General features: G+C 70.4%; 19 protein-coding genes and 1 pseudogene. 11 read left to right on the forward strand and 9 right to left on the reverse strand.

The annotated features are described in order from the left end of the window. Positions 1-122: 122 nt before the first annotated feature. The gene (locus QFZ75_RS26385) at positions 123-1,100 is read right to left on the reverse strand and encodes a DUF3068 domain-containing protein (RefSeq protein ID WP_307540745.1); all 978 of its coding nucleotides are present in this window, start codon (positions 1,098-1,100) and stop codon (positions 123-125) included. A gap of 220 nt (positions 1,101-1,320) precedes the next feature. Between QFZ75_RS26385 and QFZ75_RS26390 the strand changes: the two genes are divergently transcribed. The 10 genes and pseudogenes from QFZ75_RS26390 (at position 1,321) to QFZ75_RS26435 (ending at position 10,580) form a co-directional block, all read left to right on the forward strand. Next, positions 1,321-1,473 (forward strand): hypothetical protein, encoded by a 153-nt coding sequence (locus QFZ75_RS26390; protein ID WP_307540747.1) that lies wholly within the window; start codon positions 1,321-1,323, stop codon positions 1,471-1,473. Positions 1,474-1,475: 2 nt separating this feature from the next. Then, positions 1,476-2,718, forward strand: a pseudogene (locus tag QFZ75_RS26395) (helix-turn-helix domain-containing protein). 178 nt (positions 2,719-2,896) lie between these two features. Continuing rightward, positions 2,897-3,670, forward strand: coding sequence for an IclR family transcriptional regulator (locus tag QFZ75_RS26400; protein WP_307540748.1), 774 nt, complete (start codon positions 2,897-2,899; stop codon positions 3,668-3,670). Beyond that, positions 3,667-4,569 (forward strand): SMP-30/gluconolactonase/LRE family protein, encoded by a 903-nt coding sequence (locus QFZ75_RS26405; RefSeq protein WP_307540750.1) that lies wholly within the window; start codon positions 3,667-3,669, stop codon positions 4,567-4,569. Before QFZ75_RS26400 ends, QFZ75_RS26405 begins: the two co-directional genes overlap by 4 nt. 189 nt (positions 4,570-4,758) lie before the next feature. Next, the gene (locus QFZ75_RS26410; RefSeq protein WP_307540751.1) at positions 4,759-6,117 is read left to right on the forward strand and encodes an extracellular solute-binding protein; all 1,359 of its coding nucleotides are present in this window, start codon (positions 4,759-4,761) and stop codon (positions 6,115-6,117) included. Then, entirely contained in the window at positions 6,114-7,055 is a 942-nt protein-coding gene (locus tag QFZ75_RS26415; protein ID WP_307540753.1) for a carbohydrate ABC transporter permease, read from the forward strand. The genes QFZ75_RS26410 and QFZ75_RS26415 overlap by 4 nt, the downstream gene beginning before the upstream one ends. Then, positions 7,052-7,930 carry a carbohydrate ABC transporter permease gene (locus tag QFZ75_RS26420; RefSeq protein WP_307540755.1) on the forward strand — a complete coding sequence of 293 codons (879 nt, stop codon included), beginning with the start codon at positions 7,052-7,054 and terminating at the stop codon, positions 7,928-7,930. The genes QFZ75_RS26415 and QFZ75_RS26420 overlap by 4 nt, the downstream gene beginning before the upstream one ends. Before the next feature lie 171 nt (positions 7,931-8,101). Beyond that, a complete protein-coding gene (locus tag QFZ75_RS26425) occupies positions 8,102-9,619 on the forward strand; it encodes an alpha-N-arabinofuranosidase (protein ID WP_307540756.1) in 1,518 nt (505 codons plus the stop codon). A gap of 158 nt (positions 9,620-9,777) precedes the next feature. Continuing rightward, complete coding sequence (locus QFZ75_RS26430; protein WP_307540758.1) at positions 9,778-10,380, forward strand: sulfite exporter TauE/SafE family protein; 603 nt, start codon at positions 9,778-9,780, stop codon at positions 10,378-10,380. An 11-nt stretch (positions 10,381-10,391) separates the two neighbouring features. Then, positions 10,392-10,580 (forward strand): hypothetical protein, encoded by a 189-nt coding sequence (locus tag QFZ75_RS26435; protein WP_307540760.1) that lies wholly within the window; start codon positions 10,392-10,394, stop codon positions 10,578-10,580. Here the strand turns inward: QFZ75_RS26435 and QFZ75_RS26440 are convergent. From QFZ75_RS26440 to QFZ75_RS26465, 6 genes are all read right to left on the reverse strand, one after another. Further along, positions 10,577-12,103 carry a helix-turn-helix domain-containing protein gene (locus QFZ75_RS26440; RefSeq protein ID WP_307540762.1) on the reverse strand — a complete coding sequence of 509 codons (1,527 nt, stop codon included), beginning with the start codon at positions 12,101-12,103 and terminating at the stop codon, positions 10,577-10,579. The two genes, QFZ75_RS26435 and QFZ75_RS26440, sit on opposite strands and share 4 nt — an antisense overlap. 107 nt (positions 12,104-12,210) lie before the next feature. Continuing rightward, complete coding sequence (locus QFZ75_RS26445; protein ID WP_307540763.1) at positions 12,211-13,275, reverse strand: porin PorA family protein; 1,065 nt, start codon at positions 13,273-13,275, stop codon at positions 12,211-12,213. 35 nt (positions 13,276-13,310) lie between these two features. Further along, positions 13,311-13,787, reverse strand: a complete 477-nt coding sequence (locus QFZ75_RS26450; protein ID WP_307540765.1) for a (2Fe-2S)-binding protein — start codon at positions 13,785-13,787, stop codon at positions 13,311-13,313. A 24-nt stretch (positions 13,788-13,811) separates the two neighbouring features. Beyond that, positions 13,812-16,205: a molybdopterin cofactor-binding domain-containing protein gene (locus QFZ75_RS26455; protein ID WP_373465949.1), complete on the reverse strand. Its 2,394-nt coding sequence runs from the start codon at positions 16,203-16,205 to the stop codon at positions 13,812-13,814. Between the two features lie 164 nt (positions 16,206-16,369). Beyond that, positions 16,370-17,593, reverse strand: a complete 1,224-nt coding sequence (locus QFZ75_RS26460) for an oxygenase MpaB family protein (RefSeq protein ID WP_307540769.1) — start codon at positions 17,591-17,593, stop codon at positions 16,370-16,372. A 231-nt stretch (positions 17,594-17,824) separates the two neighbouring features. After that, positions 17,825-19,054: an oxygenase MpaB family protein gene (locus tag QFZ75_RS26465; protein ID WP_307540770.1), complete on the reverse strand. Its 1,230-nt coding sequence runs from the start codon at positions 19,052-19,054 to the stop codon at positions 17,825-17,827. A gap of 138 nt (positions 19,055-19,192) precedes the next feature. Here QFZ75_RS26465 and QFZ75_RS26470 point away from each other — a divergent pair, with 138 nt between their 5' ends. Next, a complete protein-coding gene (locus tag QFZ75_RS26470; RefSeq protein WP_307540771.1) occupies positions 19,193-19,876 on the forward strand; it encodes a TetR/AcrR family transcriptional regulator in 684 nt (227 codons plus the stop codon). Here QFZ75_RS26470 and QFZ75_RS26475 read toward each other — a convergent pair. Both QFZ75_RS26475 and QFZ75_RS26480 read right to left on the reverse strand, forming a co-directional pair. Continuing rightward, entirely contained in the window at positions 19,867-22,032 is a 2,166-nt protein-coding gene (locus QFZ75_RS26475; RefSeq protein WP_307540773.1) for a 3-hydroxyacyl-CoA dehydrogenase NAD-binding domain-containing protein, read from the reverse strand. The two genes, QFZ75_RS26470 and QFZ75_RS26475, sit on opposite strands and share 10 nt — an antisense overlap. A 61-nt stretch (positions 22,033-22,093) precedes the next feature. Further along, positions 22,094-23,302, reverse strand: a complete 1,209-nt coding sequence (locus tag QFZ75_RS26480; RefSeq protein WP_307540775.1) for an acetyl-CoA C-acetyltransferase — start codon at positions 23,300-23,302, stop codon at positions 22,094-22,096. Positions 23,303-23,382: the final 80 nt, after the last annotated feature.

Below are 23,382 nucleotides of genomic sequence, written 5' to 3' on the forward strand. Positions count from 1 at the left end.
GTGGTGGGGCCGTTCTGCCGGGACTTTCGGGACTTCGGTGGGGTGGACAGTTTTCGCCCGCTGGTTCGACGCGGCTACTCACCGAAGTGACAATTTCGGGGCTTTGTGCAACTGACGTGCCATCACATCGTGAGCGGCTGCTGGGAGCTCTCGGGCGTGTCGGGACGCGGACGCCCACGTGCCACCAGAACGGCACCCACGGCAGCCAGGACGAATCCGGCGATTCCGGCACCCATCGGTACCGTGCGCCCCACCGTGCGCAGCAGGCCGCTGTCGGTGTCGGCGAGGTCCACCTGCTCCTTCTGGGTCTTGGGGGTGAACGCGATCCGCTTGCTGTCGAGCAGGACGACGGCGTCCTTCTTCCCGCCGGGTGCCCGGAGCGTCTTGCGGGGGCCGATCGCCGCGTAGACGATCCGGCCCGTGCGCTGGTCGGCGACCAGCTCGATGCCGTGGTTGGAGTACCACTCCTCGGCGAGCACCTGGCCGGCGTCCTCCACGCCCACGATCGCGCCCGGTACGAGCCGGGTGCCGGTCTTGGTCGGGGGCACGGTGCCGGTGAACCGGAGGCCCTCGTACCCCTGGATCCGCTTCTTGCCCCGGTAGGCCAGCGTGACGGTCGAGCCGAGCGTGTTGTCCCACCAGATGTACGGGCGTTCCTGCACGTCGAAGGGGAACTTGAGGTACGCCTCGCCCTCGAAGTAGGGCGTCTCCTCGCAGCAGTGGACGGGCTTGTTCGTCTTCCGGTCGGTCACCCAGCGCTCCAGGGTCCACTGGAGCGCGTCGTGCGGGTCGGCCGCGGGCAGCGACCCGGCGGTGTCGACGGACGTGGACACGTCCCACACCGCCCGGCCGCTCCTCTCGCTGTCGGCCACGTCGCCGCGGACCTGCCGGGTGATGGTGATCCGTTTGCCGCGGACGGTCTCGACCTCGTCGGTGTCGAAATAACTGCCCGTGCCGGTGAACACGGTCGTCGAGTCGATGTCGGTGGGCGTGCGCTGGGCGCGTGGTTCGACGTACCACGCGAACAGCGGGGCCAGTACGAGCAGGAAGACGCCCAAGCCCAGTACGACCAGGGAGAAGGGTGTGGCGGTACGGCGCATCCGGGCACTCCAAGGGCTCGTGGTGACACGGCGCGGACAGGGGCCGGCACGGTGGGGGAGGGTGCAGGTGCGGTATGGGCCGGGAACCGTAGGCGCACCCTTGACGAAGTGTCAATGCGTTGCCGACACTGGGGACTTGCCGGACGGGACCGGTCGCGTCGGGAATGTTCCCGGCGGAGCGCCAGGGTGGGAGTGACCTCGACAGAGAGGCTGACCCGCGATGCCCAGACCGCTCGCCGTCCTGCTGACCGTGGTGGCCGCCGCCGTGCTCGCCGTGGGCACCGCCCTCGGTGTCGTGGCGCTGCTCGACGCGACCCCCGACCAGCCGAACACGCCGCTCATCACCTACGAGACGGCCGGCCGGGAGCGCTGACCATGGTTCTTCGACAGGGAGCCGTCACCGTGCGCTCGGCCTGGCACGACGTACCGCTGCCGCAGGTGCGGCGGTTCGCCGCGCTCGCGATGGCCGAGGCACCCGTCCTCGCACAGGAGATCCTCCAGGAGATACGGCACGAGTACCCGCACCTGCCCGTGGTGCTCGACGACTCCGGCGAGCCGATGGCCCTGGTCGGGATCAGGCGGGCCATCGAGGTGTTCGTCCAGCACCTGGAGACCGCCGAGGGCCGGCCGCGGGTGCCACCCCGAGGTCTTCCAGGAATTCGGCCGCGGTGAGGGACTGGGCGGCCGCAGCCTCGACGCGCTCCAGGCGATCTACCGGCTCGGCGTCCGGCTCGCCTGGCGCCGGTTCGCCGAGATCGGGCAGCGCGTGGAGATACCGCCGCCCGCGATGTACGAGCTGGTCGACGCCGGTTACGAGTACCTGGACGGGCTCGTCGACCAGTCCGTACGGGGGTACGCCGAGGCCGCCGCCCGGCAGGCGGGGGAGCGGTTGCGGCTGCAGCGCGGGCTGATGGAGCTGCTGCTCGCCGAGCACCACCGGGACGATCCGGCCGGGGCGCTCGCGGAGCGGGCCGCGCGGATCGGGTGGCCGCTGCCCGGCAAGGTCGCGGTCGGCGTGCTGCTGCGGCCGGCCCGGGAGGCCGTCGCGCCCGCCGTGGGTCAGGGCGTCCTGCTGGACATGGAGTACGAGCAGCCCCGCATGGTCGTGCCCGAGCCCGGCGCCGCCGGGCGCCCCGAACTGCTGCACCGGGCGCTGGCCGGCTGGGCGGGCGCGATCGGCCCGCCCGTGCCGCTGGCCGACGCGGCGAAGTCGCTGCGCTGGGCGGAGGCGGCGGTACGGCTGATGGAGCGGGGACTGCTGCCGGCGGGGGAGGTGCTGTACTGCACCGAGCACACCGAGGCGCTGGTCCTCCTGCAGCCCGAGGAGCTGATCGACGACCTGGCCCTGCGGTGTCTGGAGCCGCTCGCCCACTGCGGCCCCACGCACGGGCGGCGGCTCGCCGAGACGATGCTGGCCTGGCTGGAGACGCGGGGCGGGGCCCCCGAGGTGGCGGCGCGGCTGGGGGTCCATCCGCAGACCGTGCGGTACCGCCTCCGGCAGATCCGCGAGCTGTGGGGGGACGAGGTGGACGATCCGGACCGGCGCTTCGAACTGGAGCTGGTGCTTCGCGCCCAGCGGTTACGGGGTGAGCTGGGTGACCCCCGGGCCCGGCGCTGAGAACACCTTTCCCACCCGCCTGCCCACCCGCCCGCCTGTTCGCGGCGGGTCCACCGGCGGGTCCGCCGGCGGGGCCCCCCGGCGCGCGCCCATTGCCCGGTCCTTGCCCATGTGAGTAGCCTGTGTTCGCTATGCCGATCGGCTGTTGAAATTTCGAACACAAGGGAGGGGGCCAGTTGTGGGACGCCTCGTACCTGCCGTAACCAGGGCTCTCGACATACTCGAGCTCTTCCTCGACGGGGACGGCACACTCTCCGCCCCCGACATCGTGCGCCGGCTCCAGCTGCCGCGTACCACCGTGCACGAGCTGGTGACGACCCTCGCGGCCCGCTCGTACATCACGCCCGTACCGGGCCAGCCGGGACGTTACCGGCTCGGCGTGCGGCCGTACCAGCTCGGCAGCCGCTACGCCGAGCAGCTGGACCTGGCCGCCGAGGGCCAGCAGGTCGCCCGGTCCGTCGCGGAGACCTGCGACGAGACCGTGCACGTGGCGATCCTCGAGGGCACGGACGTCATCTACATCGCCAAGGTCGACTCCACGCACGCCGTGCGCATGGTGTCCGCCGCCGGCCGCCGCCTCCCCGCGCACTGCACCTCCGTGGGCAAGATGCTGCTCGCCTCGCTGTCCGGGCCCGAGCTGACCTCGCGGATCCCCGACGACGCCGACCTGATCCGGATGACGCCGAACAGCATCACCGACCCGGCCGCCCTGCGCGAGGCCCTGGACGGGATCCGCTCCCGCGGCGTCGCGGTGGAGAGCCGTGAGTCGAACCCCGACGTCAGCTGTGTCGCCGCGCCGGTGCGCGACCGCACGGGCCAGGTCGTGGCCGCGCTCTCCATCTCCGTGCCGATGATCCGCTGGAGCGAGGACCGCCGGGCCGAGCTGGAGCAGCTCGCCGCCAAGGGCGCGGCCGAGCTGTCGGAGCGGCTCGGACACCGGAGCGTGGGATGACACGCGCGCACGCGTACGAAGTGGCCGTCCGGGCGCAGGCCGCGCTCGGCGAGGGTCCCACCTGGGACGCCGAGAGCGGGCGGCTGATCTGGATCGACATCCTCGGCTCCCGGGTCTTCACCTACGACCCGGTCTCCGGCCGGCGCACCGTGCTGGCCACCGAGCAGCACGTGGGTGCCGCCAAACCGCGGGCGGGCGGCGGCCTGGTGGTCAACCTCCGCGACGGGGTGGGCCTCTACGGCCCGGATCCCGCCGGCGGCGCGGGCGCGGACGCCTCCACCGGTCCCGCGGGTCCCGCCGGTTTCCGGTGGCTGCACCACGAGGTGGTCCCCGGCCGCCGGGCCAACGACGCGGCGGTCGCGCCCGACGGCGCCCTGTGGGCCGGGACGATGCGCTACGACGAGGCACCGGGCGGCGGCTCCCTCTCCCGGATCGCCCCGGACGGGACGGTCACCACCGTCCTCGACGACGTGACGGTGAGCAACGGCACGGGCTGGAGCCCCGACGGCCGCCTCATGTACTACATCGACACACCGACGCGACGGATCGACGTCTTCGACTTCGACGGGCGACAGGCCACCGACAGAAGGCAGTTGGTCGCCGTCGACGAGGGCGACGGTTTCCCCGACGGGCTCACCGTCGACGCCGAGGGCTGCGTCTGGGTCGCCTTCTGGGACGGCGGAGCGGTCCGCCGCTACACCCCCTCCGGTGTCCTGGACCACGTCGTGGAGCTGCCCGTACCGCGCGTCACGGCCTGCGCGTTCGGCGGCGCCGGCCTGACCGACCTGTACATCACGACGGCCCGTACGGGCCTGGAGGCACCGCACCCGCTCGCCGGATCGCTGCTCGTCGTCCCCGGCGCGGGCAAGGGCCTGCCCCTGCCCGCGTTCGCGGGCTGACAGCCGGGCCGGCCTGTTGCCGGCCTTCGCACCGCACCGCACACAGCGGCCCCCGTCCGGATCCGGACGGGGGCCGCTGTTTTTGCGCAAACCATTGACGAGTAAGCGCTTCCTATCTACGGTCCGTTCGAAGTTACGAGCACTCATCGAAATCTCGAACAGAGATATCTCGAACGAATGGGGCAGGGCATGGGACGACCTGGCCTGGATCGCAGGCAACTCCTGGCGGGACTGAGCGGGTTGACGGTCGCCGGAAGCCTCGGATTCGCCGCACTGGGCACCGGGGCGGACGCACTCGCCTCCGGCGCGGACACCCGCGTGCGCTACTGGAACCTCTTCAGCGGCGGCGACGGGTACAACATGATCGCGATGCTGGACGCCTTCCGGAAGGCGAACCCGGACATCGACGTCAAGGACTCCACCCTCCAGTGGGGCAGCCCCTTCTACACCAAACTGGCCATGGCGGCGGCGGGCAACCGCGCACCCGACCTCGGCGTCATGCACCTGGGCCGCGTCACCGGCTTCTCGCCCGGCCGCCTCCTGGACCCCTGGGACGTCGACCTGCTCGCCGAATACGGCGTGCGGGAGAGGGACTTCAACCCCGAGCTGTGGAAGCGCGCCGTCGTCGACGGCAAGCTCTACGCCCTCCCGCTCGACATCCACGTCCAGCTCTGCTTCTACCGCAAGGACGTGCTGAAGAAGGCGGGCCTGCTCGGCGACGACGGCCACCTCGTGCCGGTCACCTCCGTCGACGAGTGGTTCGACGTGCTCAAGGAGGCCAAGGCGGCCACCGGAAAGGGCCTGCAGACCATCGGCATGTGGTCCAGCGACCAGAACTTCCAGTGGTGGTTCTTCGTCGCCTTCTACACCCAGCTCGGCGGCACCTGGTTCGACGACGCGAACACCGAGGTCACCTTCGACACCGACAAGGCCGTGCAGGTTCTGGAGTTCCTGCGCCGCCACGTCACCGACGGGTACACCGACCCCGCCTTCGCGGGCGGCGCGGGCGCCGAACAGTTCGTCAACGGCGGCCCGTTCGTCTGGGAGGGCAACTGGTCGGTGCCCGTCTTCGACGGCGCGCAGATCGAGTACGGCGCCACCCCGCTGCCGCCCGTCTTCGGCAGGCGGGCCACCCACGCCGAGTCGCACTCCTTCGTGCTGCCCCACCAGTCCGGCCGCGGCGGGGCCGCCGACGAGGGCGCGCACCAGCTCGCCGCCTACATCGTCCGGCACGCCGCACTGTGGGCGGCCGGCGGCCACATCCCCGCCTACACGCCCACCCTCTCCACGGCCGCGTACAAGAAGCTGGAACCGCAGAGCGAGTACGTCTCGGCGATGGACCACCAGGCCACCGAGCCCAAGGTGTGGTTCGCCGGGTCCACCGGCATCCTCGCCCAGCGCGTCGGCCCCATCGTCGTCTCCTCCACGGTGGGGTCCGCCAAGCCGGACGCCGCCGCCCGCGGCATGAAGAGCACGCTCACCGAGCTGCTCGCCTCGAAGAACCCCATGGACGGCAGGACCGCCGCGCAGGGAGGTGCGGCCGCATGACGACAGCCGGCGCACAGACCGTCATCGCCCCGCCGCGCGCCAAGGCCGCCGCGGCCGGCGCCACCGTCCGCCGCAAGCAGGGCTTCCAGCACGGCGCCTGGTTCGTCGCCCCGTTCCTCGCGCTGTTCGCGCTGTTCGTGATCTGGCCGCTGCTGCGCGGCGTCTACCTCAGCTTCACGGACGCCAACATCTCCGGCGACGCCACGAACTTCATCGGACTCGACAACTACCGCGAGGCGTTCGGCGACCCGCTGGTGTGGGAATCGCTCGGGCACAGCGCCTGGTTCACGCTCCTGGTCGTGCCCTGCATCACCGTGCTCGCCTTCCTCCTCGCGATGCTCGCCCACCACATCGAGCGCGGCAAGTGGCTGTGGCGGCTGTGCTTCTTCGCCCCGTTCCTGCTGCCGTCCACCGTCGCCGCCAACCTGTGGCAGTGGCTGTTCAACCCCGGCACCGGCATGGTCAACCACGTCCTCGGCATCGAGACGGCCTGGCTGAACGACAAGTCGTACGCCATGCTCGCCGTCGTCGTCTGCACCCTGTGGTGGACGGTCGGCTTCAGCTTCCTGCTCTACCTCGCAGCCCTCCAGGGCATCCCCGCGCACCTCTACGAGGCGGCCAAGCTGGACGGCGCCAACGCCTGGCACCGCATGGTCCACATCACCCTGCCGCTGCTGCGCCACATCACCGGCCTCGTCCTCGCCCTGCAGATCCTCGCCTCGCTACAGGTCTTCGACCAGGCCGTGGTGATGATGGACTTCCTGCCGGGACCGGAGGGCTCCACGCGCACCTTCGTGCAGTACACCCTCGAAGAGGGCTTCACCAGCTACCGCGTCGGCTACGCCTCCGCGATCTCCATCATCTTCTTCGTGATCATCGCGGCCGTCGCCCTCGCGCGGATGTGGCTGCTGCGCAACCGTGAGGAGGGCGGCCGATGAGCACCGCCGCACAGACACGCGCCGAGGCGCCGGTACGCACCGGGGTCCGCAGGCCCTGGACACCCAGCCAGATCGTGCTCACCCTCCTCGGCGCCGCCGTCTCGGTGGTGTTCCTGGCACCCCTCGCCTGGGCGCTGTTCACCTCGCTCAAGTCGGAGACCGAGGCGGTCGAGGTGCCGACGCACTGGCTGCCGCGGGAGTGGACGACGCAGGCCTGGCGGGCGATCTTCGAGACCGGCAACATCACCAACTGGTTCGTGAACTCGCTGGTGGTCTCGGTGTGCGTGACCGCCGTCGTGCTGAGCGTCGGCGCGCTCGCCGGGTACGGCTTCGCGCGCACCGAGTTCCGCGGCAGGAAGGTCCTGCTGGGCCTGGTCATGACCGGCCTGATGGTCTCGCCCGCGGTCCTCGGCGTCCCCCTCTTCACCACCGTCCAGCAGATGGGGATGGTCGACACTTACTGGGGCATGATCCTGCCGCAGTGCGCGCCCGCCGCGATGGTCTACATCCTCTACAAGTTCTTCCAGGGCATCCCGCGCGAACTGGAGGAGGCGGCCTTCATCGACGGCGCGGGCCGCTGGCGGGTCTTCTTCACCATCGTGCTCCCGCTCTCCCGCCCCTCCCTCGCGGCGGTCGGCATCTTCACCTTCATCGCGTCCTGGAACAACTTCCTGTGGCCGTACATGGTGACCAACAACCCCGACCTGATGACCATGCCGAACGGCATCGCGACCGTCATGAACTCCTACGGCATCCAGTGGGCGCAGCTCATGGCGGGCGGCCTGATGGCGGGCCTTCCCCTGATCATCGTCTTCGTCTTCTTCCAGCGCCAGATCGTGGCAGGCGTGGCCCACACGGGCCTGGCCGGCCAGTAGCGCCTCCCCTCAGGGGCGCGGGGCTGTGCCGAGGTGCGGCTCCGCCGTGCGAGCGCGACCGGCCCGCCGCCGCCCCTGAAGGGGCGCGGGGAACCGCGCGAGCAACCCCCACACGCCCGCATGCGCCAACGACACACAAGCCACCCCACCCGAAAGGCGAACCCGGCACCCATGCACCACACCAAGGCCCGCTTCACCCTGGACCCCGCCTTCACGGTCGGCGAGGTCAGCCCCCGCCTCTTCGGCTCGTTCGTGGAACACCTCGGCCGCTGCGTCTACACCGGCATATACGAGCCCGGCCACCCCACGGCCGACGAGGCGGGCCTGCGCCAGGACGTCCTCGACCTGGTACGGGAACTCGGCGTCACGACGATCCGCTACCCCGGCGGCAACTTCGTCTCCGGCTACAAGTGGGAGGACTCGGTGGGCCCCGCCGAGGACCGCCCCCGCCGCCTGGACCTCGCCTGGCGCTCCACGGAGACGAACCGCTTCGGCCTCTCCGAGTACATCGCCTTCCTGAAGAAGCTCGGCCCCCAGGCCGAACCCATGATGGCCGTCAACCTCGGCACCAGGGGCGTCGCCGAGGCCCTGGAACTCCAGGAGTACGCCAACCACCCGGCGGGCACGGCCCTGTCCGACCTCCGCGTCGCGCACGGCGACAAGGACCCCTTCGGCATCCGGCTGTGGTGCCTCGGCAACGAGATGGACGGACCCTGGCAGACCGGGCACAAGACGGCCGAGGAGTACGGCCGCCTCGCCGCCGAGACCGCCCGCGCCATGCGCCAGATCGACCCCGGCCTCGAACTCGTCGCCTGCGGCTCCTCCGGCCAGTCCATGGACACCTTCGCCGAGTGGGAGGCGACGGTCCTGAAGGAGACGTACGACCTCGTCGACCACATCTCCCTGCACGCGTACTACGAGCCGCTCGACGGCGACGTCGACTCCTTCCTGGCCTCCGCCGTGGACATGGAGTCCTTCATCGAGAACGTGGTCGCCACCTGCGACCACATCGGCGCGCGGCTCAAGTCGAAGAAGAAGATCAACCTCTCCTTCGACGAGTGGAACGTCTGGTACATGTCGCGCTTCCAGGAGGAGGCGGAGCGCGACCCGCTGGACTGGCCGGAGGCGCCGCGCCTGCTGGAGGACAACTACAGCGTCACCGACGCCGTCGTCCTCGGCTCGCTGATCGTCGCGCTGCTGCGGCACGCGGACCGGGTGGCCGTGGCGTGCCTGGCCCAGCTCGTCAACGTCATCGCGCCGATCATGACCGAGCCGGGCGGCCCGGCCTGGCGCCAGACGACCTTCTTCCCGTTCGCGCAGGCCTCGCGGTACGGGCGGGGCCAGGTCCTCGACGTACGCGTGGACTCACCGACGTACGAGACGGCGAAGTACGGCGAGACGGACCTGCTGCACGCCACCGCCGTACGCGCCGAGGACGGGTCGGTGACCGTCTTCGCCGTCAACCGCGGCCGGACCGCGGCCCTGCCGCTGGAGGTGACGCTCGGCTCCCTGGGCCTGACGGCCGTCGTCGGGCACAGCGCCCTGGCCGACGCCGACCCGGACGCCCGCAACACCCTGGACGAACCGGAACGGGTCGTCCCGCACGAGGTCACGGGGACCGCGCTCGCGGACGGCGTGCTCACCGCCACCCTGGAACCACTGTCCTGGAACGTGATCCGGCTGGTCTGACCCGACGCAGCCGCAGCGCCCCGGCCCTCCCCGGCCGGGGCACCACCTGTGCGGCGTCCTCATGCCACGCTCAGGCAATCCTCAGTTCGGGCACCTACCGTCCCGTCCGTCCCCCCCACCTCCCGGCGGGAGCCTCACGGCACGACGGGACGGACACGATGCGGACGCTGGTACCGCTCGCCCTGGCGGGCCTCGGCGCCCAACTGGTGGACGGCAGACTCGGCATGGCCTACGGCGTGACCTCGACCACCCTGCTGCTCTCCGTCGGCACCGGTCCGGCCGCCGCCTCGGCCACGGTCCACCTCGCGGAGATCGGCACGACCCTGATGTCCGGCGCCTCGCACTGGCGCTTCGGCAACGTCGACTGGAAGGTCGTCGTCAGGATCGGCGTACCGGGGGCCGCCGACTCGTTCCTCGGCGCGACCGTCCTGTCCCGGTTCACGTTCCGCGGCCTGCCCGGGGGCCATCTCGGCAAGCCGTTGCGCAGGCGGTTCCTGGCACCGCTCGGCCTGGTCGCCGGTTTCCTGGACGCGACCGGCGGGGGCGGCTGGGGCCCGGTCGGGACACCGGCGCTGCCGGCCTCGGCTTCCTCCTCTCCCTCGGCTCGCAGGGCCTTAACCGGCGCTGGGTCGCCGCGTTCCTCGTCGGCGGTCTCGTCGCGGCGCCCGTCGCGGCCTGGCTGGTGCGCCTGCTGCCCCCGCGCGTCCTGGGCTCGGCGGTCGGCGGGGTCATCGTCGTCACCGACGTCCGTACGCTGCTGAGGAGCGACTGGGTGGCGGCGCCGGACGCGGTGGCGTGGAGCGGGTACGTGCTCCTGTACGTCCTGTGGGCCGCGGCGCTGGCCCACTCGATCCGCGCCCACCGCAAGGAGAAGGCGCTGGAGGCCGCGGCGTGCGAGGAGAGGGAGGCCGCGGCGAATGACCTCCCCCGTGGGCCATTCGCCGCGTACTGCGCACGTTAGGAGGCGACGTCCGCCGACGGCCACCGTGCACGCCGACCAGATTCGGCCGGTGGGTGTGCACGCTGCGCATCCACCACGCGCAAGGCGTGCACGACGTCGTGCACGCCCGAACCGGTCGTCAGCAGATCGCGGTTGAGGAGCCGTTCGGCGGCACGCAGGTGCGCGCGGACCGTGTTGCGGCTCAGGCCCACCCGCGCGGCCGTGCGCTGCGCGTCGGTGTTGGCGTCGATCCAGGCCTCCACGGTCCGGTACAGGTCGCGGTGCCCGCTGTCGCGCAGCGGGCGCAGGAAGGGCTCCGCCCAGGCCGTGGCGGGCGCGGCGCGCAGGAGTTCGCCGAGCTGCGGCACGGCCGGCCGGCCGGTGTCGGCGGGATCGGACTGCAGCGCGGTGAGGGACAGGGCCAGGTCGAGCGTGGCGCGGGTGCGGACCTCGCCGAGATCGATGCCCAGCGCCTCCTCCGCGCGGCGGCAGTGGGCCGTGACGGTGGTGCGGCTGAGGTGCAGCAGACGGGCCACGCCGGACCGGGAGAACGTCACGGCCAGGCGCACGACGTCCACGGTGGGCTGGGGGACGGCCTGCAGCGGCTCCAGATGGGCGCGCGCCCAGGCGAGGGCCGGCCGGTGGGGCAGTACGTGCACCAGCGAGGGCCGCCCCCGGTAGGCGGCCAGCCGGCCGGGGGAGTTGCGGGCGACGGCGAGGGCGTGCACGGCCTCGCCGTAGGCCTCCGCCGTGGCGGTGAGCGGGTGGGGCCTGCTGACGCCCAGCGCGTACCCGGGGTTCTCCCCGACGAGCCGGCGCAGCACCTCCCCCTGCCGGAAACGCCCGCCGAGTTCCGGGTCCTCGGCGACAGGACAGATCAACTGCTCCCGGAAGACCGGGCAGTTCACCATCAGACCCGGACCGTGGTAGCCCGACGGGTCGAGGTACGTCCTGGTCAGCCGGTCGCGGTCGGCGGGCGGGCAGTGCAGGAGATGGACCCGTACGCGCTGCGCGTCCAGCAGCGGAGGTACGTTGCCGGTGGTCATCCGGCGCGCCATGGTGACGTCCCCGGCCAGCAGCGCGGTCAGCACCGCGAACCGCACCTGCGCCGCCTTCGCCTCGTACCCGTGCGCGGTGCCGTCGGCCTCGGACACCCGGCTCAGCAGGTCCACGACCGCACCCGCCTGCGAGGCCAGCGAGGCCGCCCCGCGGGACAGCGCCGACGCGCTGACGGTCACCAGCACCGGCCGCGGCTCACCCCCGCCGAAGGCTTCGAGGCGCACCTCCAGTTCGCCGACCCGGGTCGTGGCCGCGGCCAGCCGTCCGCTCGCCAGGCGCTCCACGTGCTCCGCCAGCGCGCCCGCAGCCCGCCGGGGGAACCCGGCCGTGGCCGCCTCGACCACGCCCCCGCGCCCGATCCAGGCGACGTCCGCCCCGGTCCGCCGGCCGAGCCACTCCAGCACCTGTGCCGGGGTGCCCCGGCGCCGTACGAGCCGCATCAGTTCGTCGACATCAGCACCGTCCCCGTGTTCCAGCGCCCTCACCGCCACTCGCCTTCCTCAGCCGCGTACCCGAACCGCGTACCCACTTGTCCGACATCCGACAGAAGACCATGTCATGGCCAAGGCGTGGGCGCCGAGGGGCCGGCCTGTCACCCGGTGGTGCCTGTTCCGGGAGCGGAGGTGGCGGGAGCCGGTTCCCGCGACGCGGGGGCGCCCGGCCGATGCTTCCTCCTTCGCAGGAAATAGATCAGGAGGAGTGCAGCGGCGACGGCGATCAGGACGAGTGGTGTCACGTCGGTCAGGAGCGTCAGCAGCAGCCCGGCCGAGCCGGCCTTGTCGCCGAGTTCCCGCATGCTCGCAGGAGTCACGCCGAACGTGAAGGAGGAGACCGGCATCAGGGATGTCGGTTCATCGCCGACGGTGGTGCTCGCCACGACGGTTCTGCTCACCGTCTGGTCGATGGCGATGCCGGTCTGCTGGTCGATGTAGGCGACCAGCGTCGAGCGGCCCTGGTAGGTGATCGGCACCGGGTCCGGCAGAGCGGACAGCGCCGCGGGGGTGAGACGGGCCCGGGCCGTGGAGTCGAGTTCGGGCCGCAGTTTCGCGACGAGCTTCTTCGGCAGGGCGGGCGGGAGCGGTGCGAGTACCGCGGGGTCCTTGACCGGGGCCGAGACCGTGATGTCGTAGACGTTCACCGCTCGGCCTTCACGCTTCGCGGTTCCGGTGTAGCGGACCGGCACGATCGAGCGCGTCGTCGAGTCGTAGTACCTGTAGGAGTTGTCCTGTGCGGCATCCGGGGGGAAGGCGGAGCTCAGCGCACCGTGCGAGGGTTCCACGGACTTCGAGGCAGGGGGTGACGTTCCCCGTCTGCTGTCCCTGTCGAGGGCGTACGTCTTGGCGCTGGGCAGGGACTGCTTGCCGAGGTGGATCGTCGTGGCGTCCTTGAGTACGGCCGTGTCGCCGTGGGTGGAGGTGACCTGTACCCGGCGGTCGACGGTGATGGGGATGTCGGACTTGAACGCGTGCGCGGTGTCTCCGGCCTGCAGGGCCTTGCTGTCCAGCATCATGGCCTCACCCGCGTAGTGCACCGTCTGGTCGGTGTCATCGGGCAGCTTCGTGGCGTTCGGGGCGAGGACGAAGCGGACGACTGTCGCGACAGCGACCAGGACGACGGCCAGGGTGATGAGCACGATCGACGAACGACGAGCGGACACGTAGTCCTCTTTTCCTGTTCTGGGCACGGTCCTGGTCACATGTTCTCGGCGCCGGCTTTGATCGCTTCGCGGATACGGGGGTAGGTGCCGCACCGGCAGATGTTGCGGATGCCGTCCAGGTCGGCCTCGGTGACCGGACGGCCTTCCTCCTCGACGCGGCGGACCAGGGCGACGGCGGCCATGATCTGGCCGGGCTGGCAGTAGCCGCACTGGGCCACGTCCTGGTCGAGCCATGCCTCCTGCATCGGGTGCAGGTCCGCTCCCACGGTGGCCGCAAGCCCTTCGATGGTGGTGACTTCGTCGGACGGCCGCAGATCGCCCACGGGGATGGCGCACGGGTTGGCCGCCCTGCCGTTGAGGTGGCTCGTGCAGGCTTTGCAGACGTTGATGCCGCAGCCGTACTTCGGTCCGGTGACGCCGAGGATGTCGCGAAGGACCCACAGCAGCCGCTCGTCGTCCGCGGCGTCGACGGTGACCTGCTCGCCGTTGAGGCGGAACGTGTGCTCAGGCACGGAAACTCCCTGTCTCGACGCACGTCAGCGGACGTGGTCCAGGCCGTCGGTGGGTGACGCGGGGACGGGCGGGACGGTGGGTTTGGGTGTGAAGGAGAGGGTGCCGTGATTGATGGGGAAGTCGGTGGGCATGGCTCCGGTGGCACGGCCGTACGCGCAGGCGACCGCGGCCGTCGACGCGGCCACGCCGAGTTCCCCGGCACCGCCGGGCTCACCGGTACTGGTCGGCATGACGACGACCTTCAGCTCGGGTGGTGTGTTCCACTGCCGGGTGTAGAAGTAGTTGTCCCAGCTGGCCTCCAGGAAGTGTCCGTTGCGCAGGTGCAGGCTGGAGGTCAGGGTCAGCGCGATGCCGTCCATGAGACAGCCCATCATCTGAGCCTCCAGACCACGCGGGTTGACCGCGAGGCCGACATCCACGGCGATGACCGCTTTGGTGACGCGAGGGCCGGCGACACCGTCGCGGATGGGGCGGTCGACCGTCTCCGGACGGCAGTCGAGCTCCACCAGCACCGCGCTGGCGGCGTGGTACTCGGAGTGGAAGGCGATGCCCTGAGCCGTACCGGCCGGCATGCTCCGGCCCCAGTTCCCGACCTCGGCGACCTTGTCCAGCACCGGGCGGAAGCGGTCGTCCCGCAGGAAGTCGTGTCGGAACCGGTAGGGGTCCTTGCCCATCCTGGCGGCGAGCTGATCGACGAGGAGTTCCCGGGCACAGGTGACGTCGGGGGAGTAGACGTTGCGCATGCTGCCGGTGTTGAAGCCCTTGTCGGTCTCGCTCAGGAGCCGGCTGTTGGAGCCGAAGTCGTACGGCATCGACTGGGAGAGCTGGAAGAAGAGCTCCGAGAATCCGATGTCGCCCACCGGGAGTCTCGCGGCCAGGGCGGTGAAGATCTCCCCCAGGCCGTGGCTGAGATCGGTGGAGACGCTGGTGTGCCGCTGGGTGTAACTGAGAACGGTGTTGCCGAGGTAGGCGATCCGCGCCCGGGAGATCGCCATGGGATGGGTGCGGCCCTGGCGGGAGTCGTCAGCGCGATGCCACATGAGCCTGACCGGCTTGCCGATCTTCCGGGAGACCTCGACAGCCTCCAGCGCGGCGTCGAAGAAGAGTTTGCGGCCGAAGGAGCCGCCTCCCTCGGTGACATGGACGGTCACCGAACGCAGCGGCAGACCAAGCTCGGCGGCGATGGCCTCCCTCGCGACGATCGGTGCCTTCAGGCTCGACCAGATCTCGGCACGGTCGGGGCGGACGTCGGCGATCGCGCAGTTCGGCTCCAGCGCGCTGTTGCTGCGGAAGCGGAAGGTGAACCTGCCTTCCACGCTCGGCGTCGGCGGCGGGAGTCCGAGGGGCAGTTCGGCCGCTCGCAGTTCCTTCAGCACCACGTCGTCGGACTTGCCTTCCGCGCTCCCGGCCTTCCACGACACCTTCAGGGCGCGTACGGCGTCGATGCACTGTCCGAAGGTGGCCGCGCGCACCGCCACCCCGGTCGATATCACGACGACGTCGGTGACGCCGGGCATGGAGCGGATCGCGGGCAGGTCGGACACCGATCCGACCTTGCCGTTGATCGTCGGCGGACGGCACACCATGGTCGGCATGGCGTCCGGGACGTCCAGGTCCAGCGTGAACTTCTTGCGTCCGGTGACCGCGGCGAGGGCGTCGACGCGGCCGTGCGGTTTTCCGATGACACCGAACTGTTCGCGCGGCTTGAGGTCCACGGTCACCTGTTCGGTCCGTACGCTCGCGGCCCTTTCGGACAGCGTCCCGATGTCGGCCTTCCGGTTGCCGGGGCCGGTGACGACTCCCGCCTTCAGAGCCAGCTCGCCGACCGGGGCCTTCCACTCCGCTGCCGCCGCCTGGAGCAGCCGGCTGCGGGCGACGGCCGCGGCGACCCGGATCGGGGTGTACGTCGAGAACGTCGTGTTGGATCCGCCGGTGAGCTGGTTGAACAGCAGCTCCGGTCGCGCGTCGGCCAGGGTGACGCGCACGCGGTCCAGGGGCACGTCGAGTTCCTCGGCGATCAGCATGGCCGTCGACGTGGTGATGCCCTGGCCCACTTCGGCACGCGGCAACGCGAAGGACACGGTGCCGTCCTTGTTCACCTCGACCGTGATCAGACCGGAGGTCGGCAGGGCTGCCGCCGTCATCACGTCGTTGAGATCGATCAGTTCGGTGATCTCCGGTGAGGGGATGTCCGCCCGCGCCCCGGGCGCGGAGACGAGTTCGGCCGCGGCCGTCAGCGTCGGAGCGGCCAGCACGTAACCGAGGAACCGGCGTCTGGCGAGGGGCGCGGGGCCGGCTCCCTGCCGTGCCGAGGGATCAGTGCCTGTCACGGACGGCCTCCCCCCGGCTGTACCGCCGGTACGGCGGATGGCTGTCCGAGGACGGAAGCCCGGCGGAGAGCGACGGGGCGGTTCCATCACTGCGCGGTGTCGTCATCGTTCCATCTCGGGTGCATCGTCGGAGAGTTCACCTGACGAGCCCGGGTGGCACGGGCCGTCGTGGTGAGTACGGACGGGTCATGGGGCTGACGCGGGGGTGCACCGATGACGACGTGCCCCCGCACCGGCCTGCCGGAAGTGACTCAGGAGGGACGGTTGGTGTCGGGGATCTCGAGGTGGATGCCGCGTCCTTCGGCGAGGAAGAGCAGGACGAACTTGCGGATGGCCTCCTCCACGACCCAAGCCGCCTGGGGGACCAGCGGCAGGGGGATGAGCCCCTCGCGGAAGGCCACCAGCAGCGGCCAGGCGGCGGCGATCAGCGGCTGCCAGAAGGGTTCCCTGTCCAGCCCGATCAGGTCCCCGGTCCGGTCGCCGAGCGTGTACCTGCCGAAGGCGTTGATCAGGGGCCGGGTGAGACCGGCGTCGAGCTCGGCGACGATGTCGAGGAGGACGTCGGTCAGTTCCTTCCCCTCGGGAGTGGCGGCGAGCCTGGGATCGAGAACCTGTGCGGCCTGTGCGTTGGCCTCGTTCCAGGAAGCGGGTATGTACTCGTCCTGGACGCCGAGCATGTGCGCGGTGACCTGCCACACGTGCAGGAAGCCGTCGGACTCGGTGGAGCTCACCGGAACCCTCCAGTCGATCAGCTTGCGCATGACAAACGTGGAGAGACTGTGCCAGGTGACCATGATGTCGGCCTGGCTGATGGGGATCGTCTGACCGCCGCTGGTCCGGGACCAGCCCGGGGACTGCGGCAGCAGGTGCCGTACGGCGGCGTGCACCAGCCGGGTCTTCACGGCGGTCACGATCATTGCGCCCTGCGGCTGGTAGGCGTCCAGGTCCCCGACGTCGTACCCGAGCTGGGCGGTCTTGGCGATGCGGTCCTTCATGTCCGCGCCGCCCTTGGAGTAGTAGACGGCGCGCGCCTCCCGGGGAATGGCGGTGCTCATCAGTCCGCTGCCCAGCCCGTACAGAGCGCCCGCGTAGATGCCCTTCTTCTTGGTGAACCGGGCCGCGGCATCGAGCTTGCGCCGGTCCGTCCAGGACGGGAGTTGACGGGCCCTCTCCATGAAATCGCGCAAGTCCGTGGGGAGGCCGGCCGGCAGTGGCTGGTCGTTGCGGGTCCACGTGCGCAGCGCCGCGTTGACCTTGGCCGTGTCCCCGCGTTCGATCACGGCGGCCAGCACCGGGTCGGCCTCCTCGTCCCAGACCCATTCCGGGTCGAGTCCCGCTCCCTTGCCCGCCACCGAACCGCTCGGTGCCCACGTCCACAGCGACCGTGCGCTCGCCGGTGTCGCCGCCCCCAGTGCTCCGAGCGCTCCGAGCGCTCCGCCTGTGATCAACATTCTGCGCCTGCTGAGTTCGTCCATTGCCCTGAACTCCTCCTTGAGTCCTGAGTCCTGCTGATACTCACCGTGGTGTGAGAGGGCCGTCGTGCGTTTTCTTGCAGGGATGAGCTCGGAAAATCCGTAGGGGCCGGTGACAGGCCGTCACGCGTGCGGGGGTCGAGCGGTTCGCTTCCCGCGGGGTGCGCACATTTCCTCAAGTGGCGTGCGCCCGTGCCGGCGCGGGATCGTCGCACCCGCGAGGGCCGTGGCCCCTCAGCCGGGGCGGTTGGTCTCGGGGATCTCGATGTGCGTTCCCTGGCCCTTGGTGAGGTAGAACAGGATGTACTTGCGAACTGCCTCGTCGATCGTCCAGGCCAGCGGCGGCACCATCGGCAGCGGGATCAGCTTCTCGCGGAAGGCGACCAGCTTCGGCCAGGCGGTCTCTATCGCCTTCTCCCAGAACGGCTCGCGAGGGATGCCGTCCCAGTCGGCGACCTGATCACCGACCAGGTACCGGGCGAGCGCGTCGACCAGGGGACGGTCCATGCCGCCGGGACTGGTCTGCTCGGCGAGCTGGCGCAGCAGGATGTCGGTGAGTTCGACACCTTCGCGCGTGGGGGCGAGGATCGGATCGAGGACCTGCTCGGACTGCGAGTCGGCCGCGTCCCAGGTGGCGGGTATGTACTCGTCCCGGATGCCGAGCAGATGTGCGGTCACCTGCCACACGTGCAGATAGGCCACCGATTCGGCCGACGTGATGGGCACCTTCCACTCACGCATCTTCCGCATGGCGTAGGTGGGCAGGCTGTGCCAGGTGACCAGCATGTCCTGCTGGCTGATGGGGATCCTCTGGCCACCACTGGTCTGCTCCCAGCCCGGGGACTGCGGCAGCAGGTGGCGTACGGCGGAGTGGACCAGGCGGGTCTTGACGGCCTGCACGATGACGTCGCCGTCGGGCCGGTACGCGTTCAGGTCCCCGACGGCGAAGCCGAGCATGCTCGTCTTGGCGACACGGTCCTCCATGTCGGCGCCGCCCTTGGAGTAGTACACGGCGCGCGCCTCGCGGGGGATGGCGGTGCTCAGCATGCCGCCTCCCACTCCGTTGAGCAGGTTGAGGTAGAGGCCCCTGGACTTGTTGAAGCCGGCCGCCGTCTCCAGTTCGTTCCGGTCCGCCCAGGACGGGAGCCGGCGGGCCTTCTCCATGAAGTCGCGCAGGTCCGCGGGGAGTCCGGCCGGAAGCGGCTGGTCGTTGCGCTTCCACGTGCGCAGCGCTTCGTTGACCTTGGGCACGTCGCCGCGTCGGATCACGGCGGCGACCAACTGGTCGGCCTCCTCGTCCCAGACCCATTCCGGGTCGAGTCCCGCGCCCTCGCCCGCCACCGAACCGCTCGGCGCCCACGTCCACAGGGACCGTGCGCGGGCCGGCGACGCCATGCTCAGCGCCCCGAAAGCCCCCAGAGCCCCGCTCGCGAACAACATCTTGCGCCTGCTGAGTCCGTCCATTGCTTCGAACTCCTCCTTGAGTTCTGTGGCACCACTGTCGGGGTTGATACGATGAAACGCTTTGTGATTCCGTGTTTCATCAGGGGAGCACATGAGCGATGCGAACGCCATAGGCTGTACCGAATCAGGGAGGCACATATGGAACCCGTCCTGTCGGCCGCCAAGCGGCCGTCCGACACTCCGTCCGTGTTGGAGATCGCGTTCACCGAGGCCGTCGACGGTGCCGACCAGGACGACGAGATGTCTGCGCGCCTGCTCGACGCCGCCTATGAGCAGTTCTGCCGCATGGGCATCAAACGCTCGACCATGACGGACGTGGCGCAACAGGCCGGTGTCTCCCGGATCACCGTCTACCGTCGGTTCGCCACCAAGGACCAGTTGGTCGAGCAGGTCGTACGGCGCGAGTTCCGGCGCTACTTCGACCGTTTCGTCGAGGACGTCCGGGACGCCGAGACCGTCGCCGACCGGGTTGTCCTGGGGTTCGCGAGCTCGTTGCGGGCCATTCGCCACAACGCTCTCATCGGCGGTCTCATCGCCGCCGAACCGGACGCCCTCGTGCCGTCCATGACCGGTGACGAGGGCCGCACGCTGAGTGTGGTGCAGCAGTTCGTCGCGTCGCGGCTGCGCCAGGAACAGTCGGCGGGCAACATCTCCGGCGACGTGGAGGTGAACATGCTGGCCGAGATGATGGTCCGGGTGTCCGCGTCATTCCTGATCATCCCCAGCCATGTGCTCGACCTCGACGACGAGGAGCAGGTGCGTGCGGCGGCACGGCAGTTCCTCGTCCCGATGCTCGGTCCACCGCACTCGCCTCACCCGTAGCGTTCGCCCTTCTCCGCCATCGCCACCAGGGACGCCGGCGGCACGAACCGCTCTCCGTACCGCTCGGCCAGCTCCCTGGCCCGGACGACGAAGCCGTGGAGCCCGCCGGGATAACCGTTGACGTACTGCAGGACCCCGCCGGTCCACGGGGGAAAGCCGATGCCCAGGAGAGAGCCGATGTTGGCGTCGGGCACCGACCGGAGCACGCCCTCGTCGAGGCATCGGACCGCGTCCAGCGCCTCGGCGAAGAGCATCCGCTCCTTCATGTCCTCGAACGGGATCTCACGTCCCGGTACGGTGAAATGCTCGTACAAGCCGCGCCACAGCTCTGTCCGCCGACCGTCGACGTACTCGTAGAACCCGGCGCCCGCGGAGCGCCCGCCCCGCCCGAATCCGTCGATCATGCGGTCCATGACCGGCTCCGAACCGTGCGGATGCCACTGCCCCCTCTCGGCCAGCACCGCGGCCCTGGTCTCCTCCCGGATCTTCCGCGGCAGGGTCAGCGTCAGCTCGTCCAAAAGCTGTAGTGGCGGCGCGGGATAACCCGCCTGGGAGCCGGCCTGTTCGACCGAGGCGGGAGGCAGGCCCTCACCGACCATGGCCACCGCCTCCTCGATGAACTTGGATATCACCCGGCTCGTGAAGAAGCCCCGGCTGTCTCTGACGACGATGGGCGTCTTGCCGATCTGGTGCGCTATGTCGACGGCCTTCGCCACCGTGTGCTCGCTGGTCCTCTCACCGGTGATGATCTCCAGCAGGGGCATCTTATCGACGGGGGAGAAGAAGTGCAGGCCGATGAAGTCCTCCGGACGCCTGACGCCCTCCGCCAGCCCGGTGACCGGCAGGGTGGAGGTGTTGGACCCCAGTACGGCGTCCGGCGCGACGACGTCCTCGATCTCACGAAAGACACGCTGCTTGAGGTCCGGGTCCTCGAAGACGGCCTCGATCACCAGATCGCAGCCGGCGAGGTCCGCGGGATCGGCGGTCGGCATGATGCGCGCGAGGATCTCGTCGGCCTCCGCCCGGGAGAGCCGACCGCGCGCCACGGCTTTGGCGAGGAGTTGCTCGGAGTAGCCCTTGCCCGTCTTCGCCGCCTCGTAGGAGACGTCCTTGAGGACCACGGGTATGCCGCTGCGGGCGCAGGAGTACGCGATCCCGGCGCCCATCATGCCTGCGCCCAGAACACCCACCCGGTGTGCGGTGTGGCGGGGACGGCCGTCGGGACGGCTGCCACCGGATTCGATGTGCCGCATGTCGTGGAAGAAGGCCTGCATCATGTTGGTGGAGACCTGGCCCGTCATGAGTTCGACGAGGTAACCGGTCTCGATCTTCTGTCCCGCGTCGAGGTCGACCTGCGCGCTTTCCACGGCCGCGGCGAGGATGTTGCGTGGTGCCGGCAGGTCGGCTCCCTTCAGCTGCTTGCGCAGGTGTGCCGGGAGGGTCGGCAGGATCATCGCGACCTCGGGGTGGGAGGGAGCGCCGCCGGGGATCCGGAATCCCGCGGTGTCCCACGGCTGAACGGACCCGGGATGGTCCAGGACCCACTGCCTGGCCCTGGCGAGCGTCTCCTGCGGCGTCCGGGTCAGTTCATGGACCAGTCCTTTGGCGAGTGCTTCCCGAGGCTTGTACTGCCGCCCCGTGAGCAGGACGCCGGCCAGCGCCTCCTGAAGTCCCAGAAGGCGTACGGTCCGGCTGACGCCGCCGGCGCCCGGCAGGAGCCCCAAGGTCACTTCGGGAAGCCCGAAACGGCTGCCCGGCGCGTCCAGGGTGATGCGTTGGTGGCAGGCGAGCGCGATCTCCAGCCCACCGCCGAGGGCCGTGCCGTTCAGGGCGGCGGCCACCGGCCTGCCGAGGGTCTCCAGTCGGCGCAGCTGTGACTTCAGGACCGTGCACAGCTCGCTGAGCTCCCCGGCGTTCTCGGGCCCTGCCTTGCTCATGAAGCCGATGTCGCCGCCGGCGAAGAAGCTCTTCTTGGCGGAAGTGAGGACGACACCGGCGATGTCCTTCCGCTCCGCCTCCAGACGGGTGACGGTGGCTTCCATCGACTCCACGTAGGTCTGGTTCATCGTGTTGACGGGCTGATCCGGGTCGTCCATGGTCAGCACGACGACACCGTCGGCTCCCCGTTCCCAATGGATCATGTTCTTCTCCGGCACCGGTCCGGCTCTCCTTCCGAGGGGGCGTGCGCGGTCGACGGGCGGTGAGGGCAGCGGGCCGTCACAGCCGTTCGATCACGGTGGCGATGCCGATGCCGCCACCGGCACAGAGGCTGACCACGGCCCGGCGCGCGGAGCGACGCTCCAGTTCGTCCACGACGGTGCCCACGAGCATCGCCCCGGTGGCACCCAGCGGATGCCCCATGGCGATCGCTCCCCCGTTGACGTTGACCTTCTCGATGGGCAGATCGAGGTCCTTGACGTAACGGAGTACGACGGCCGCGAACGCTTCGTTGATCTCGAACAGGTCGATGTCGTCGACCGTCAGCCCGGCGAGGTCCAGCGCCTTCCGGGTCGCCGGGGCCGGCCCGGTGAGCATGATCGTCGGATCGGCGCCGCTGACCGCGCTCGCCACGACCCGTGCGCGGGGCACGAGGCCGAGCTCCGAGCCGACCCGCTCCGAACCGACCAGGACCAGGGCCGAACCGTCCACGATGCCGGAGGAGTTGCCCGGTGTGTGGACGTGCTCGATGCGCTCCAGCCAGTGGTACTTCTGCAGGGCCACCGCGTCGAAGCCCGCCACCGCGCCGATGTCGGTGAACGAGGGCCTCAGTTTGCCGAGCGTCGCCGTCGTCGTCTCCGGGCGCGGGTGTTCGTCCTGGGCGAGCACGGTGACACCGTTGCGGTCCCGGACCGGAACCACGGACTTCGCGAAGTAGCCGCCGGACCACGCGTGCGCGGCCCGCTCCTGGGACCGGACGGCGTACACGTCCACGTCCTCGCGCGAGAAACCCTCGATGGTCGCGATCAGGTCGGCGCCGATGCCCTGCGGCACGAAGTACGTGTCGAACGCGGTCTCCGGGTCCGCGGCCATGGGTCCGCCGTCACTGCCCATCGGCACGCGCGACATGGACTCCACGCCGCCCGCGATCACCAGCTGCTCCCAGCCCGAACGCACCTTCTGCGCGGCCGTGTTCACCGCCTCCAGGCCCGAGGCGCAGAACCGGTTGAGCTGGACGCCGGCCACCTGGTCGGGCAGTCCCGACGCCAGCGCCGCCGCCTTGGCGATGTTCATGCCCTGGTCTCCGACCGGGGAGACCACGCCGAGCACGACGTCGTCCAGCCGCTCCGGATCCAGCTCCGGGTGGCGGCGCCGCAGTTCCCCGATCAGGCCCGTCACCAGTGACAAAGGTTTGACGTGGTACAGCGAACCTCGCTTGCCCCGGCCGCGCGGGGTGCGGATCGCGTCGTAGATGAATGCTTCGGCCACTGTCCTTGCACTTCCTCTCCGAGGCGGGAGACTCCCCGCCGATCCGGGCACCCTCGGTGCACCCGATGGCTCCGATGGAG

The sequence above is a fragment of the Streptomyces sp. V3I8 genome, assembly GCF_030817535.1.
Lineage (GTDB): Bacteria > Actinomycetota > Actinomycetes > Streptomycetales > Streptomycetaceae > Streptomyces.

What these genes read in the sequence shown, in the direction of transcription:
- QFZ75_RS26390 (WP_307540747.1), top strand. Translation starts at nt 1,321, where the DNA reads ATGCCCAGACCGCTCGCCGTCCTGCTGACCGTGGTGGCCGCCGCCGTG.
- QFZ75_RS26455 (WP_373465949.1), bottom strand. Translation starts at nt 16,205, where the DNA reads ATGGAACCGCCCCGTCGCTCTCCGCCGGGCTTCCGTCCTCGGACAGCC.
- QFZ75_RS26385 (WP_307540745.1), bottom strand. Translation starts at nt 1,100, where the DNA reads ATGCGCCGTACCGCCACACCCTTCTCCCTGGTCGTACTGGGCTTGGGC.
- QFZ75_RS26465 (WP_307540770.1), bottom strand. Translation starts at nt 19,054, where the DNA reads ATGGACGGACTCAGCAGGCGCAAGATGTTGTTCGCGAGCGGGGCTCTG.
- QFZ75_RS26405 (WP_307540750.1), top strand. Translation starts at nt 3,667, where the DNA reads ATGACACGCGCGCACGCGTACGAAGTGGCCGTCCGGGCGCAGGCCGCG.
- QFZ75_RS26415 (WP_307540753.1), top strand. Translation starts at nt 6,114, where the DNA reads ATGACGACAGCCGGCGCACAGACCGTCATCGCCCCGCCGCGCGCCAAG.
- QFZ75_RS26470 (WP_307540771.1), top strand. Translation starts at nt 19,193, where the DNA reads ATGGAACCCGTCCTGTCGGCCGCCAAGCGGCCGTCCGACACTCCGTCC.
- QFZ75_RS26430 (WP_307540758.1), top strand. Translation starts at nt 9,778, where the DNA reads ATGCGGACGCTGGTACCGCTCGCCCTGGCGGGCCTCGGCGCCCAACTG.
- QFZ75_RS26420 (WP_307540755.1), top strand. Translation starts at nt 7,052, where the DNA reads ATGAGCACCGCCGCACAGACACGCGCCGAGGCGCCGGTACGCACCGGG.
- QFZ75_RS26425 (WP_307540756.1), top strand. Translation starts at nt 8,102, where the DNA reads ATGCACCACACCAAGGCCCGCTTCACCCTGGACCCCGCCTTCACGGTC.
- QFZ75_RS26410 (WP_307540751.1), top strand. Translation starts at nt 4,759, where the DNA reads ATGGGACGACCTGGCCTGGATCGCAGGCAACTCCTGGCGGGACTGAGC.
- QFZ75_RS26460 (WP_307540769.1), bottom strand. Translation starts at nt 17,593, where the DNA reads ATGGACGAACTCAGCAGGCGCAGAATGTTGATCACAGGCGGAGCGCTC.